14 protein-coding genes are annotated in these 13,302 nt (G+C 72.3%); 6 read left to right on the top strand and 8 right to left on the bottom strand.

Going from position 1 to position 13,302, the window contains the following annotated elements; all coding sequences use genetic code 11:
* Positions 1-286: 286 nt before the first annotated feature.
* Positions 287-1,252 (bottom strand): diacylglycerol/lipid kinase family protein, encoded by a 966-nt coding sequence (locus Sri02f_RS20110; protein ID WP_109002704.1) that lies wholly within the window; start codon positions 1,250-1,252, stop codon positions 287-289.
* Positions 1,253-1,398: 146 nt separating this feature from the next.
* Here Sri02f_RS20110 and Sri02f_RS20105 point away from each other — a divergent pair, with 146 nt between their 5' ends.
* Positions 1,399-1,839 carry a hypothetical protein gene (locus tag Sri02f_RS20105; RefSeq protein WP_109002703.1) on the top strand — a complete coding sequence of 147 codons (441 nt, stop codon included), beginning with the start codon at positions 1,399-1,401 and terminating at the stop codon, positions 1,837-1,839.
* A 14-nt stretch (positions 1,840-1,853) separates the two neighbouring features.
* Here the strand turns inward: Sri02f_RS20105 and Sri02f_RS20100 are convergent, their stop codons facing one another.
* The 3 genes from Sri02f_RS20100 to Sri02f_RS20090 form a co-directional block, all read right to left on the bottom strand.
* A complete protein-coding gene (locus tag Sri02f_RS20100; protein WP_373865106.1) occupies positions 1,854-2,978 on the bottom strand; it encodes an RNA polymerase sigma factor SigF in 1,125 nt (374 codons plus the stop codon).
* 17 nt (positions 2,979-2,995) lie between these two features.
* On the bottom strand, positions 2,996-3,409 hold the full coding sequence (locus Sri02f_RS20095) for an ATP-binding protein (protein ID WP_004925829.1): 414 nt from the start codon (positions 3,407-3,409) through the stop codon (positions 2,996-2,998).
* Between the two features lie 363 nt (positions 3,410-3,772).
* Complete coding sequence (locus tag Sri02f_RS20090; protein ID WP_109002701.1) at positions 3,773-4,033, bottom strand: UBP-type zinc finger domain-containing protein; 261 nt, start codon at positions 4,031-4,033, stop codon at positions 3,773-3,775.
* Positions 4,034-4,093: 60 nt separating this feature from the next.
* Between Sri02f_RS20090 and Sri02f_RS20085 the strand changes: the two genes are divergently transcribed.
* Positions 4,094-5,692, top strand: coding sequence for a Na+/H+ antiporter (locus Sri02f_RS20085; RefSeq protein ID WP_109002700.1), 1,599 nt, complete (start codon positions 4,094-4,096; stop codon positions 5,690-5,692).
* 7 nt (positions 5,693-5,699) lie between these two features.
* Here Sri02f_RS20085 and Sri02f_RS20080 read toward each other — a convergent pair whose 3' ends face one another.
* Positions 5,700-6,587 carry a 1-aminocyclopropane-1-carboxylate deaminase/D-cysteine desulfhydrase gene (locus Sri02f_RS20080; RefSeq protein ID WP_245970703.1) on the bottom strand — a complete coding sequence of 296 codons (888 nt, stop codon included), beginning with the start codon at positions 6,585-6,587 and terminating at the stop codon, positions 5,700-5,702.
* A 174-nt stretch (positions 6,588-6,761) separates the two neighbouring features.
* Between Sri02f_RS20080 and Sri02f_RS20075 the strand changes: the two genes are divergently transcribed.
* The 3 genes from Sri02f_RS20075 to Sri02f_RS20065 all read left to right on the top strand — a co-directional run bounded on the left by Sri02f_RS20075 (position 6,762) and on the right by Sri02f_RS20065 (position 9,794).
* Positions 6,762-8,168, top strand: coding sequence for a family 2B encapsulin nanocompartment shell protein (locus Sri02f_RS20075; RefSeq protein WP_109002698.1), 1,407 nt, complete (start codon positions 6,762-6,764; stop codon positions 8,166-8,168).
* Complete coding sequence (locus Sri02f_RS20070; RefSeq protein WP_109002697.1) at positions 8,165-9,286, top strand: family 2 encapsulin nanocompartment cargo protein polyprenyl transferase; 1,122 nt, start codon at positions 8,165-8,167, stop codon at positions 9,284-9,286. The genes Sri02f_RS20075 and Sri02f_RS20070 overlap by 4 nt, the downstream gene beginning before the upstream one ends.
* A gap of 244 nt (positions 9,287-9,530) precedes the next feature.
* Complete coding sequence (locus Sri02f_RS20065; protein ID WP_109002696.1) at positions 9,531-9,794, top strand: hypothetical protein; 264 nt, start codon at positions 9,531-9,533, stop codon at positions 9,792-9,794.
* Between the two features lie 652 nt (positions 9,795-10,446).
* Here the strand turns inward: Sri02f_RS20065 and Sri02f_RS20060 are convergent.
* From Sri02f_RS20060 to Sri02f_RS20050, 3 genes are read right to left on the bottom strand one after another with little or no spacing between them, the layout of a single operon-like run.
* Entirely contained in the window at positions 10,447-11,223 is a 777-nt protein-coding gene (locus Sri02f_RS20060; protein ID WP_109002695.1) for a VOC family protein, read from the bottom strand.
* Positions 11,220-11,633, bottom strand: a complete 414-nt coding sequence (locus Sri02f_RS20055; RefSeq protein ID WP_109002694.1) for a VOC family protein — start codon at positions 11,631-11,633, stop codon at positions 11,220-11,222. Before Sri02f_RS20055 ends, Sri02f_RS20060 begins: the two co-directional genes overlap by 4 nt.
* A 9-nt stretch (positions 11,634-11,642) precedes the next feature.
* A complete protein-coding gene (locus Sri02f_RS20050; RefSeq protein ID WP_109002693.1) occupies positions 11,643-12,044 on the bottom strand; it encodes a helix-turn-helix transcriptional regulator in 402 nt (133 codons plus the stop codon).
* Between the two features lie 102 nt (positions 12,045-12,146).
* Between Sri02f_RS20050 and Sri02f_RS20045 the strand changes: the two genes are divergently transcribed.
* Positions 12,147-13,301 carry an inorganic phosphate transporter gene (locus Sri02f_RS20045; RefSeq protein WP_109002692.1) on the top strand — a complete coding sequence of 385 codons (1,155 nt, stop codon included), beginning with the start codon at positions 12,147-12,149 and terminating at the stop codon, positions 13,299-13,301.
* The last annotated feature ends 1 nt before the right edge of the window (position 13,302 follow it).

The raw sequence follows: 13,302 nt of genomic DNA, 5'->3' as shown, positions 1-13,302 counted from the left end.
GCTTGTGAATGTGAACGCTTTCACGAATCCCTCAACAGATGAAGGGCCACCAGCAAGGTTTCCCCGGCGTGGTCCTGGAGTTTGTTGAGGGGTTCCGGTGATCAGTGGATGCCGATGTTGCGGGCTGTCCCGATCGCCATGTAGAGACTCGCAAACCTCAGCGGCGGATACAACCCCTTCCGGAAAGTTTTTTTTGATTCCTCGGTGTCGACTAGGTCACAGCCGTACTTCCATGGGGTGGATCCTGGCCTAAACGTTCGAGTGAAAGGACTTCAGCCCTTTCTGCTCACACAATCACACGCAGTGCATGGCGTACGCCTGTGAACGTCACGCTGGTTCGCAGGCCCAGGTGGTCGCCGTCCATCTGGAGGGGCAGCGGGGCCTTCGAATGCAAGGTGAACCCGTCCAGGTCGTGCAGGGAGACGACATGCTTGCCATGCGGTCCCCGCTCGGGGGACGAAGTGAGCAACTGGGTGCCATATCGGGCAACCGAGACGGTCGACAGGCGGCTGAGACCGAGCACGTCGAGCCCTGTATCGAACGAGGCCTTAGGTGACGCGTACACCGGGCGATTGCCCAGATAGGTCCACGGAGCCGTGTTGCAGACTATGGACAGCACCAAACCGGTCACCGGATCCGCGCCCGGCCGCTCCAGGGTGATGGTTCCGTGCCGACGCTGTGACTCGCCCAACAGCTGACGCGCCGCCTGGCGAATGTAGAGAGCGTGCGTGGATTTCCTGCCGAGTTCACGCTGTTGCTCCACGCGGCCCACCACTCCGGCGTCGAAGCCGAGGCCGGCGTTGAAGGTGAACCAGCGCGACGGCACGGACTCGTCCTCCGTGCCGGGCGTGCCGGCGGCGAGACCGAGGCCGACCGTGCGCTCGCGGCCCTCACGCAACGCGTCCAGCAGCGCGCCGGTGGCCTCGACGGGATGGTTGGGCAGATCCAGGGCGCGTGCGAAGACGTTGGTCGAACCGCCCGGGACCACCGCGAGACCGGGCAGGTGCGGGTCGGGGCCGGCGTGCAGCAGACCGTTGACGACCTCGTTCACCGTGCCGTCGCCGCCGAGGGCCACCACCAGGTCGACGTTCCCGCTCTCCGCCGCCTGGCGGCCCAGGTCGCGCGCGTGCCCGCGGTACTCGGTGGTGACCGCCTCCAGCTTCATCTCGCTCGCGAGGGCGTGGATGAGGACGTCGCGGGTCCGTGCACTGGTGGTGGTTGCCGCCGGATTGACCACGAGAAGTGCACGCATGAGTTGCAGCGTACCTACTGGGTGGTACCGGGCACAGGCCGAGGTGGGGATCGGGTAAGAGATCACGCAGTGAGCCTCGACACGGGCGCCGCAGGGGCCTACGGGAGGTCCGAGGACGGGCCCCGTGTGCGGGCTACCCTTCAGGGGTGAGCAGTGAGCAGACCCCCGCCGCCCCGGAAACCGCAGCGTCCCGCCCGCGCCGGGTGACGTACGCCGCCGCCCTCTGCGCGCTGGAGGGGCTGGCGCTGGTCGCCGGCGGAGTGTGGATGCTCGTCCTGGGCGTCACCGGTGGCCCGGACGACCGTCAGCAGGCCGTCACCGGCGCAGTCACCCTGATCGTGCTGGCGCTGCTGCCGCTGCTGGCCGCCCGCGGACTGCTCGGCCTGCGCAGCTGGAGCCGGGGGCCCGCCGTCATCACCCAGGTCATGGCGGTGCCGGTGGCCTACAACCTGCTCCAGGCCGACAGCGTGGCCATCCCGGCGGGCATCGCCCTGATGGCCGTGGCCGTCGCCGCGCTCGTACTGCTGGTCAACGGGGAGACGACCAGGGCCCTCGGGATCCGGGGACCCGGCCGTAACGCGGAGTAACCGCCCCTGCTCGCCTACTCCTCGACGAGCAGTTTCTCCCGCAGCTGCGCGAGCGTGCGCGCCAGCAGCCGGGAGACGTGCATCTGCGAGATGCCGACCTCCTGCGCGATCTGCGACTGCGTCATGTTGCCGAAGAACCTCAGCAGCAGGATCCGCTTCTCGCGCGGCGGGAGATCCTCCAGGAGCGGCTTGAGCGACTCCCGGTACTCGACGCCTTCCAGCGCCTCGTCCTCCGCGCCGAGCGTGTCGGCGACCGCCGGGGACTCGTCGTCGGTGTCGGGGACGTCCAGCGACAGCGTGGAGTACGCGTTGGCCGACTCCAGGCCCTCCAGGACCTCCTCCTCCGAGATCGCCAGCTTCTCGGCGAGCTCGTGGACCGTGGGGGAGCGGCCGTGCTGCTGCGACAGCTCGGCCGTCGCCGTGGTCAGCGCCAGGCGCAGCTCCTGGAGCCTGCGCGGCACCCGCACCGCCCAGCCCTTGTCCCGGAAGTGCCGCTTGATCTCGCCGACGACCGTCGGCGTCGCGTACGTGGAGAACTCCACGCCGCGCTCCGGGTCGAAGCGGTCGACCGACTTGATGAGACCGATCGTGGCGACCTGGGTGAGGTCGTCCAACGGCTCGCCGCGGTTGCGGAACCGGCGCGCGAGATGCTCGACCAGCGGCAGATGCATGCGGACCAGCTGGTTGCGCATCTCCGCGTACTCGGGGCTGCCGTCCTGCAGCTTGCGCAGCTCCACGAACATCGCCCGCGCCCCGCTGCGGTCCCCCGGCGCCGGCATCGGCACCGGCATCGGCGCCTGGGGCGCGGGGGGCGCCGGTGGTTCGTGCTGCGTGCCCGGCACACTGTGTTCGCCGTCTCGCTCGTGCTCGCTCATTGTCCCGCCCGTCGCCCTCTGTCGAGCCCTCGCCGCTGCTCGGACCGGGGGCTCGCCCCCGGTCCGCCTCTCCCTGGGCGAGCCCTGCACGGCCGTGTCCGGCAGGCCCGCCTGCGCGGAGGCCGAGTCGTCCTCCGGATGCGGCCGGGCCTGCTCGGGAATGCCGTCGATGCCGTCGGCCATGCGTCGGGAACCGTCCGGAGGGAGCGGCGTCCCGGCGTCGTCGGCCGGCAGCTCCCGTGTGCCGCGCTCTTCGTCCCGCACCGGCCCGTCCCCGTTCCTCACGCCGGCCCGGGTCCCGCGCCGCGCTGTTTGTAGAGGCTGATCGACACGGTCTTGTCCTCGTCGACGGCGGAGGACACCTTGCCCGCGAGGGCGGACAGGACGGTCCAGGCGAAGGTGTCGCGCGAGGGGGCGTGACCGTCCGTGGTCGGCGCCGAGACGGTGACTTCGAGCGAGTCGTCGACGAGCCGGAACACGCAACTGAGTACCGAGCCGGGCACGGCCTGCTGGAGCAGGATCGCGCAGGCCTCGTCCACCGCGATGCGCAGGTCCTCGATCTCGTCCAGGGTGAAGTCCAAACGGGCCGCGAGGCCGGCCGTGGCCGTCCGCAGCACCGACAGGTAGGCACCCGCAGCCGGCAGCCGGACTTCTACGAAGTCCTGGGTCGCGGGCTCGCCTGCGATCTGGGACACCCTCACCTCCAAGGTGGTACAAGCTTTTCGGGGCCGAGGGTCGCCCCCCGGGTAACGCGTGTGTGGTGCAGCGGTGACGCTATCGCGCTCTCACGTTTTCTGTCCCCGGACCCCAACCCCCCGACGTCACTCACAGTAAAGCTGTGAACACGCTCCGTGTCTAGGGGTCTGCGGACCCAAATGGGAAGAGGGCGCGCCGGGTTGACGTACCCAGGCGTCAGATGGTCGAACCGTACCCGCCGGACGGCCGAGGCGTCTCATGAGTTCAACGCTCACACCGCCCCAGAAGTTCGCGCGGGGCCGCGACGCCCGGGGCGGGGGGGCAGGGCCGGGCCCGGCCGGGCCGCGACGTGCCGGGGCGCGTCATACGAGGACATGGTCGACGAAGCACCAGCGCCAGTTCTCACCGGGCTCGAACGTCCGCATCACCGGGTGGCCGGACTCCTTGTGGTGCACGGTCGCGTGCCGGCTCGGCGAGGAGTCGCAGCAGCCGACGTGGCCGCACGTCAGGCACAGTCGCAGTTGCACCGGGTGGGTGCCGTCCCGCAGGCACTCCGGACATGTCTCGCCCAGCGGGACGGGCTCGGGGTGGGGCAGCGCGTCGGCGTGCGTGCACTGTTTCATGATTGCCAGATTACGACGGGCGTGCGGACGACCGCGCGGAAAAAAGAGGGCGGGCCAGACATGGACGTGATGCCACTGCTGTTGCTGGTGGCCGGCAGTGCGGCGATCGCGGCGGCGGCCCGGCGCACCCCGGTGCCCGCGCCGCTGCTGCTGGTGGCGGTCGGCCTGGTGGTCTCCTACGTGCCCGGCGTGCCGGACTACACCCTGAACCCCGACGTCGTGCTGCCGCTGCTGCTGCCTCCGCTGCTGTACACCTCGGCCACCGACAGCTCCTACCTCGACCTGCGCGCCCAGCTGCGGCCGGTGGCGCTGCTGTCCGTCGGCTACGTGCTCTTCGCGACCATCGCCGTCGGCTGGGCCGCCTACCTGCTCGTGCCGGGGCTGCCGCTGACGGCCGCCCTGGTGCTGGGCGCGGTGGTCGCGCCGCCGGACGCGGTCGCGGCGACGGCGGTGGCCCGCCGGGTCGGCCTGCCCTCCCGGATCACCACGATCCTCCAGGGCGAGTCCCTGCTGAACGACGCCACCGCGATCACCGCCTACAAAGTGGCCCTCGCGGTCGTCGTCGGCGAAGGCGCGTCCTGGGCCGGGGGCATCGAGGAGTTCCTGGTGGCGGCGGTCGGCGGGACCGCCGTCGGCCTGATCCTCATGGTGCCGCTGCACTGGCTGCGCACGCACCTCAAGGAACCCCTCCTCCAGAACACGCTGTCCCTGCTGATCCCCTTCGTCGCGTACGCGGCCGCCGAGCAGTTCCACGCCTCCGGCGTCATCGCCGTGGTCGTCGTCGCGCTCTACCTCGGCCACCGCGCGTGGGAGGTCGACTTCGCGACCCGCCTCCAGGAGGAGGCCGTGTGGAAGATGGTCGCCTTCGTGCTGGAGTCGGCGGTGTTCGCGCTGATCGGCCTGCAGCTCCCGGTCGTCCTGAAAGGCCTCGGCGCCTACGAGGGCCTGGACGCCGCCTGGTACGCCGTCGTGCTCTTCCTCGTGGTCGTCGCGGCCCGCTTCCTGTGGGTGTACCCGGCGACCTTCCTGCCGCGGCTCCTGTCGGCCCGCATCCGCGCGCGGGAGGAGAACCCCACCTGGCGCGGGCCCATAGTCATCGCCTGGGCCGGGATGCGGGGCGTGGTCTCGCTCGCCATCGCCTTCTCCATCCCGCTCACCGTGGACGACGGGAACGTGCCCTTCCCGCACCGCAACCTCATCCTCTTCCTCACCTTCACCACCGTCATCGGCACCCTCGTGCTGCAGGGTCTGACCCTGCCGCCGCTGATCAGGCTGCTCAGATTCCCCGAGCCCGACCCCCAGGCCGCGACGCTCGCCGAGGCCAACGCCCAGGCGCAGGCCTCCCGGGTCGCCGAGGAGCGCCTCGACGCCCTGCTGTCCGACGAGCGCAACGCCCTGCCGCCGCCGCTCGCGGACCGCCTCCGCGATGTCCTGGAGCGCCGCCGCAACGCCGTCTGGGAGCGTCTGGGCCAGGTCAACCCGGTCACCGGCGAGACCGTCGACGACACCTACCGGCGCCTGTCGCGCGAGATGATCAGCGCCGAGCGCGACGTGTTCGTCCGGCTGCGCGACGGCCGCTACATCGACGACGAGATGCTGCGCACGCTCCTGCGCCGGCTGGACCTGGAGGAGGCCGCGGCCTACCGCGAGGCGACCTGAGCGGGCCTCACCCGTCGAACGGCGCGCCCGTCACCACGGCCGCCAGGCGGGTTCCGGGCGGGAAGGCGCCCTCCTCGGCGAGGGCGACGAGGGCGTAGAGCGACTTGGCGACATAAAGACGTTCGACGGCCACTGCGTGACGACGCTCGAAGTCCGCCGCGAAGGCCTCCAGCTCCGGGGTGACCTGCGCGTACCCCCCGAAATGGAAGCGCTCGTCGAGGCGCCACTCGCCCCGCCGACCCCCGAAGGTTTCCTCCTGGAGAGCGAGTATCGCCCCGCCCAGGAAGCCGCCCTTGAGGACCGGTATCCCCAGGGCCCGCTGACCGGGCGCGAGACCGGCGGCCAGGCCCGCGAGCGTGCCGCCGGTGCCGCAGGCGAGGGCGACCACGTCGGCCCGGCCGCGCAGCTCCTCGCCGAGCGCGCGGCAGCCGCGCACGGCAGCCGCGTTGCTGCCGCCCTCGGGGACGACGTAGGCGCCCTCGGCGCCGGCTCCGCCCAGGATCTCCGTCAGCGTCTCCGGCTCGGACTTGCGCCGGTAGACCGAGCGGTCCACGAAGTGCAGGCGCATGCCGTCGGCGGCGCAGCGGGCCAGGGAGGGGTTGAGGGGCCGGCCGGCCAGCTCGTCGCCGCGCACCACGCCCACCGTGGGCAGTCCCAGCAGACGGCCGGCCGCGGCCGTGGCCCGCAGGTGGTTGGAGTAGGCGCCGCCGAAGGTCAGCAGCGTCCGCCCCGCCGCGCGCTCCAGGTTGGGCACGAGCTTGCGCCACTTGTTGCCGATCAGCTCGGGATGGATCAGGTCGTCCCGCTTCAGCAGCAGCCGTACGCCGTGCCGTGCGAACCGGTCGTCGGCGACCTCCTGGAGCGGGGAGGGCAGGGTGGGGCGCAGATCGGTCACCCGCTCATTGTCGAACACCGTTCGGGTGAGCGTGCCGCTTCCCAGGCACGCGATGATCCATTCCCGCTCTTTCGGGTAATAGCACGAGCACACTCCGTGATGGAAGGCTTGCCGACGTGAACAGTGCATCGGTGCAGTTCGGCGCCCGTGCATGAATCGGGAGGGCAATTTCTCATGTCGGTAGGCGAAGAGGTCCGCTCGGAGTCGGGCAAGCCGCAGCAGAGTCTCGGCACCGCGGCCGCGCGGAACCTGGCCACCACGACCAAGTCCGCACCGCAGATGCAGGAGATCAGCTCCCGCTGGCTGCTGCGGAATCTGCCCTGGGTCGATGTGCAGGGCGGCACGTACCGCGTCAACCGGCGTCTGACGTACGCGGTCGGCGACGGCCGCATCACGTTCGTCAAGACCGGCGACCGGGTCGAGGTCATCCCGGCCGAGCTGGGTGAACTGCCCGCGCTCCGCTCCTACGAGGACGAGGAGGTGCTCGGGGAGCTGTCCCAGCGCTGCAGGCAGCGGGAGTTCGGCCCCGGCGAGGTCATCGCCTCCTTCGGCAGCCAGACCGACGAGGTCTATCTGTTGGCGCACGGCCGCGTGGAGAAGGTCGGCACCGGCCCCTACGGCGACGACCAGGTGCTCGGAGTCCTGGCCGACGGCTCGTACTTCGGCGACCAGGCGCTGCTCGACGCGGACGCCATCTGGGAGTACACCGCCCGCGCGGACACGGCCTGCACCGTGCTGATCCTGGCCCGGCAGGACGTCGAACAGGTCGCGGAGCGCGCCGACTCCCTGCGCGAACACCTCCAGCGGCTGCGCGCCATCCCCGAGCAGCGCACCAACAAGTACGGCGAGAAGGAGGTCGACCTCGCGGCCGGCCACGCCGGCGAGCCGGACATCCCGCACACGTTCGTCGACTACGACGCCAGGCCGCGCGAGTACGAGCTGAGCATCGCGCAGACCGTCCTGCGCATCCACTCGCGCGTGGCCGACCTGTACAACCAGCCGATGAACCAGACCGAGCAGCAGTTGCGGCTGACGGTCGAGGCGCTCAAGGAGCGCCAGGAGCACGAGCTCGTCAACAACCGGGAGTTCGGTCTCCTGCACAACTGCGAGTACGACCAGCGGCTCCAGCCCCACGACGGCGTGCCCAGCCCGGACGACCTGGACGAGCTGCTCAGCAGGCGCCGCGGCACCAAGATGCTGCTCGCCCACCCGCGCGCGATCTCCGCGATCGGCCGCGAGCTCAACAAGCGCGGACTCGTGCCCGAGACGATCGACGTCGGCGGCAACCGCATCCCCACCTGGCGCGGGGTGCCGATCTACCCGTGCAACAAGATCCCCGTCTCCGAGGCGCGCACCAGCTCGATCATCGCGCTGCGCCTCGGCGAACAGGACCAGGGCGTCATCGGCCTGCGCCAGTCGGGCATCCCGGACGAGATCGAGCCCAGTCTGTCCGTGCGGTTCATGGGCATCAACGAACAGGCCGTCATCAAGTACCTGGTCACGGCGTACTACTCGGCCGCCGTCCTGGTGCCGGACGCGCTGGGCGTCCTGGAGAACGTCGAGATCGGCCGCTGGCGGTGACCTCCGCCGTCAGGCGGCACCGGGGCGAGACGCGCGAAAGGCGGACGTCCATCGGGACTCAGGGCGGAGACGGCTCCGACGGCTCCGGAGCCGCCGACGGGCACGAGGCGGCGGCGATCCTGGAGCGGTCCAGGGCGTCGGTCGATCCCGCACTGCGGGCGGCGCTCGACTCGTTGCCCGCCTCGATGCGCCGGATCGCGCTCTACCACTTCGGCTGGGAACACGCGGACGGCACTCCGGCCGCGGACAACGCCGGCAAGGCGATCCGGCCGGCTCTCGTGCTCGCCGCGGCCGCCGCGCTCGGCGGCCCGGCGGCCCGCGCGGCGGCGGTGCGGGCCGCCACCGCGGTCGAACTCGTCCACAACTTCACGCTGTTGCACGACGACGTGATGGACCGCGACACCACCCGTCGCCACCGTCCCACCGCCTGGACCGTGTTCGGCGACGCCGACGCGATCCTCGCCGGGGACGCCCTGCAGGCCCTCGCCCTCGGCCTGCTCGCCGCGGACCCGCACCCAGCCTCCCGGGCGGCCGCGGCCCGGGTCGCGGCCTGCGTGGTCGAACTGTGCGCCGGCCAGCAGGCGGACACCGCCCTGGAGAAACGCGGCCCCGCCGACATCGCCCTCGACGAGGTGCTCGTCATGGCCGAGGCCAAGACGGGCGCGCTGCTCGGCTGCGCCTGCGCGGTCGGCGCGCTGTACGCGGGAGCGGCCGAGGAGGACGTCGACGCGCTGGACGCGTTCGGCCGGGAGGCCGGGCTCGCCTTCCAGCTCATCGACGACGTCATCGGGATATGGGGGGACCCGCGGCACACCGGCAAGCCGGCCGGCGCGGATCTCGCCGCCCGCAAGAAGTCCCTGCCGGTGGTCGCCGCGCTGACCTCCGGCACCCCGGCGGCCGGCGAACTGGCCGCGCTGTACGCGGCGCCCTACGAACCGGCCGACCTGGACCGCACCACCCTGGCCGTCGAGCGGGCGGGCGGCCGCGCGTGGGCGCAGGAGCAGGCGGCCGACCGGATGGCCCGCGCGATGCAGGAACTGGCCCGGGCGGTCCCGGACCCGGAGGCGGCGGGCGGCCTGCTGTGCCTGGCGGAGTTCGTGACCCGCCGCAGCACGTAGACACCGTCACCCGCCCCGGCATCCACCCCGGCCACACCCCGGGCGGCGACCCGCCGACCGGGGCACCGGCTCGCCTGCCGGGCGGGGCGCGGGTCTGTCCGCCGGGCGGGGCGCCGGTCCGTCCGGCAGGCCGCCCATCCGGGGCTGCCTGCCGAGCGGGACGGAGCCGTGGCGGGGGCGTGCCGCAGGGAATGCCGACGCACGGCGGGGAGCGCTCCGGCGGCGGTCGCCCTACTCTGAGGACATGGACAGGGAACAACGCGTCTGTTCCGCCTGCGGGGAGCCTGTGCAGTCCGTGGTCCGGCGACACAAGACGCTGGGCGCGTGGGTGCCGCGCTGGGTGCCGGGGCCGTGCCACAACCGCGCGTGCGAGGCGTACGTGGAGCCGGGCGCCCAGCCCCACCTCGCCGGCTCCGGGCACGGCGTCGACCCGGGCCACGCCTCCGGCCCCGAGCGCGCCGCCGAATCCGAGGAGGAGCCCGGCGCCCCCGCCGCCCGGAGCTCGTGACCGTCGGGGTGCGGCAGGAGCCCGCCGCCCCCATGCCCCCCCATGCCCCCCACGCCCCGCCGCTCGCCCCCGCCGCTGCCCATGCGCCCACGGCCCGGACGGCGACCGGCGCGCACGCGCCGGACCACCGTCGTCCTGCCGTCGTCGGCCTGCCGTCGTCGTCCTGCCGTCGTCGGCCGGGCCGCGCTCCGCCCCGGCCGCGAGACACGGGCAGGTACGTCAGGAACCTGCCACGAACCGCCCAGGAACCTGCCACGAACCGCCCAGGAACCGGCCGGGAGCCGTCCATGAACCGGCCGGGAGCCGTCCAGGAACCGGCCGGGAGCCGGTCAGGGTGTACCGGCCAGGAATCAGGCCAGGAGCCGGCCGGAGACCGCCCAGGAACCGGCTGGGAGCCAGCCTGGAGCCGGTCGGGGGTACCGGCCAGGGACCGGCCGGTACCCCGGCCGGTAGCCGGCCAAGAGCCAGGCCAGGAACCGGCCGGAGACCGCCCAGGAGCCAGCCGGGAGCCGGTCGGGGTGTACCGGCCAGGAACCGGCCAGGAACCGGCCAGGTCCGGCCGGGGACCGGCCGGAGACCGCCCAGGAGCCGGCCGGGGTGTACCGCCCGGGCACCAGGCCAGGAACCAGCCGGGGGATCGCCCAGGAACCGGTCAGGAACCGGGTCGAGGCAGTCCGCCGGTGTCCGGGTCGCGGCCGGTCAGGCAGTACAGGCCGCCGGCCGGGTCGCGCAGCACCGTCCAGTGGGGGTGGCGGGCGACGAGCCGAGCGCCCAGCCGCTCGTGCCGGACGCGCACGGCGTCCACGTCCGCACCGCAGGCGAGATCGAGATGCGCGGAGACCGGACCGTCGACACCGCCGTCGGCGCCCCGCTCCACGTCGAGCCGTTGCAGCAGGATGCGGACCGGCAGTCCGTCCGGCGGCTCGACCACGTGGAACTCTGGCCGGGATCCCGGCCGGGCCGACCAGTCGGGCAGGAGCGCGCTCCAGAAGGCGACCTCGGCGTCGAACGCCGACGGCGGCAGGTCGAGGCACACCTGGTCGAGGCGGCTGCCGGCCACCACTGGCGGCCGAACGGCCTCCCCCTGCCACGGCACCGCGCAGAACGCCTGCCCGGCCGGGGAGCGCAGCACGGCCCAGCTGTCGTGGACGGCGGCCGGTTCCGCACCCAGCCCGCGCGCCTCCTCGACGAAGCCGGGCACGTCCTCGACCGCGAAGTCGAGATGCGCTCCCGCCTCGCCGGCGACGACGCCCTGGACCTTCACACAGGCGTCCGCGCCCTCGGGCAGCAGGGTGACGAACTCCTGCTGCTCACCCCGGGGCTCGGACGGGCGGGTGTCCGTGACCGCGGTCCAGAAGGCGCAGGCCCGCTCGGACAGGGCGACAGGCCGGTCCACGAAGGCGTACGTCCAGCGGACCGGTCGGCTCACGCCTTCCGCTCCAGGAACCGCAGCATGTTCCCGGCCGGGTCCCGGAACGCGCAGTCGCGCACCCCGTACGGCTGGTCCATCGGTTCCTGGAGCACCTCGACGCCGGCCTCCCGCACCCGCGCGTGCAGCGCGTCGCAGTCGGCGGTGGTGAAGATGACGCCGCGCAGCACGCCCTTGGCGAGCAGGCGGGCCATCGCCTCCCGGTCGGCCGGGGAGAAGTCCGGGTTGGCGCCCGGCGGCTCCAGCACGATGTTCACGTCCGGCTGCAGCGGCGACCCGACGGTCACCCACCGCATCCCCTCGTAGGAGACGTCGTTGCGGACTTCCAGACCGAGCACCTCGACGTAGAAGTGCAGGGCCTTGTCATGGTCGTCGACGGCGACGAAGCACTGGTGGAGTTTGAGGTCCATGCGTCCAGCCTAGGCGCGCCGGCCCCGCCGGGGGCGGGTGAACGTCCTGGCCACACACGGCGGGATCACCGCGCTCTCCTCGTGCGACCGGGCCCGGTACGCGCTCGGCGTTTCGCCGACCAGCTCGGTGAAACGGGAGCTGAACGAGCCGAGCGAGGTGCAGCCGACCGCGATGCAGACCTCCGTCACGGTCAGGTCGCCGCGGCGCAGCAGGGCCTTGGCGCGCTCGACGCGGCGGGTCATCAGATAGCCGTAGGGCGTCTCGCCGTAGGCCTCGCGGAAGCTGCGCTGGAAGTGGCCGGGGGACATCAGCGCCGTCGCGGCGAGCGCGGCGACGTCGAGCGACTCGGCGTACTCGCGGTCCATCCGGTCCCGCGCCTGCCGCAGCCTCACCAGGTCCTCCCGATTCATCACGCCAGGATCGCACGATCCTCACCGGCCGGGCCCCGGGACGAGGAACAGGCTTCGCCTCCAGTTCGCGCGGCGTACGCAAGCGCTTGCTCCCATGAGGGCATGGACCACATCACGTTCCTCGTGGCGGTCGTCATCGTCACGGCTCTGGCCTTCGACTTCACCAACGGGTTCCACGACACGGCGAACGCGATGGCGACCTCCATCGCCACCGGCGCGCTCAAGCCGAGAACGGCGGTCCTGGTGAGCGGGGCCCTCAACCTCGTCGGCGCCTTCCTGTCCACCGAGGTCGCGAAGACCATCTCCGGCGGCATCGTGGACGAGCGTCTCGTCTCCCCAGGGATGATCTTCGCGGGGCTGGTCGGCGCGATCCTGTGGAACCTGCTGACCTGGCTGGTCGGTCTGCCGTCGAGTTCGTCGCACGCGCTGTTCGGCGGGCTGATCGGAGCGGTGTGGGTGGGAGCTGGCTCCCACGGCGTGCACTTCGACAAGGTCGTCGAGAAGATCCTGATCCCGGCCGTGGCCTCCCCGGTGGTGGCGGGCGTGGCGGCGCTGATCGCGACCTATCTCGCCTACCGGTTCACCGCGCGGGCCCGGCAGAAGCCGGTCGCCGAGGGGTTCCGGATCGGGCAGATCGCCTCCGCCTCGCTGGTCTCCCTCGCGCACGGCACCAACGACGCGCAGAAGACCATGGGCGTCATCACCCTGACCCTGATCTCGGCGGGAGCGCTCGGGCCCGACGCCGGACCGCCCGTGTGGGTGATCGCCTCGGCGGGCCTCGCCATCGGTCTGGGCACCTATCTGGGCGGCTGGCGGATCATCCGCACCATGGGCAAGGGGCTGACGGAGATCCAGTCCCCGCAGGGCTTCGCCGCCGAGACCGCCTCCACGACCGTCATCCTCACCTCGGCGCACCTCGGTTTCGCCCTGTCCACCACGCAGGTCGCCTCCGGCAGCATCCTCGGCGCAGGTCTGGGCAGGCGGTTGGCAGAGGTGCGGTGGGGTGTCGCGGGGCGCATGGTGATCGCATGGCTGGTCACCCTGCCCGCGGCGGCCCTGGCCGGCGGTCTCGCGGCGAGCGCGGTCACCCACGGCGGGAACGCCGGCACGACGGTGGTGGCCCTGGTGGGCATCGCGCTGGCCGCGGGCATCGTCGTGATCTCCCGCCGCAACCCCGTGCACGCCCACAACGTCAACGACACCCACGAGATCACCCTCGGCGCCGCGTCGCCGACCGATGTCCGAACGGCCGCCTGAG

Source organism: Streptomyces rishiriensis, from assembly GCF_003112535.1.
Lineage (GTDB): Bacteria > Actinomycetota > Actinomycetes > Streptomycetales > Streptomycetaceae > Streptomyces > Streptomyces rishiriensis.
Note: the sequence above shows the minus strand (reverse complement) of the source record. Positions and strands in the feature narration are given on the sequence as shown.

What these genes read in the sequence shown, in the direction of transcription:
- Sri02f_RS20110 (WP_109002704.1), bottom strand. Translation starts at nt 1,252, where the DNA reads ATGCGTGCACTTCTCGTGGTCAATCCGGCGGCAACCACCACCAGTGCA.
- Sri02f_RS20090 (WP_109002701.1), bottom strand. Translation starts at nt 4,033, where the DNA reads ATGAAACAGTGCACGCACGCCGACGCGCTGCCCCACCCCGAGCCCGTC.
- Sri02f_RS20085 (WP_109002700.1), top strand. Translation starts at nt 4,094, where the DNA reads ATGGACGTGATGCCACTGCTGTTGCTGGTGGCCGGCAGTGCGGCGATC.
- Sri02f_RS20075 (WP_109002698.1), top strand. Translation starts at nt 6,762, where the DNA reads ATGTCGGTAGGCGAAGAGGTCCGCTCGGAGTCGGGCAAGCCGCAGCAG.
- Sri02f_RS20065 (WP_109002696.1), top strand. Translation starts at nt 9,531, where the DNA reads ATGGACAGGGAACAACGCGTCTGTTCCGCCTGCGGGGAGCCTGTGCAG.
- Sri02f_RS20055 (WP_109002694.1), bottom strand. Translation starts at nt 11,633, where the DNA reads ATGGACCTCAAACTCCACCAGTGCTTCGTCGCCGTCGACGACCATGAC.
- Sri02f_RS20050 (WP_109002693.1), bottom strand. Translation starts at nt 12,044, where the DNA reads ATGAATCGGGAGGACCTGGTGAGGCTGCGGCAGGCGCGGGACCGGATG.
- Sri02f_RS20045 (WP_109002692.1), top strand. Translation starts at nt 12,147, where the DNA reads ATGGACCACATCACGTTCCTCGTGGCGGTCGTCATCGTCACGGCTCTG.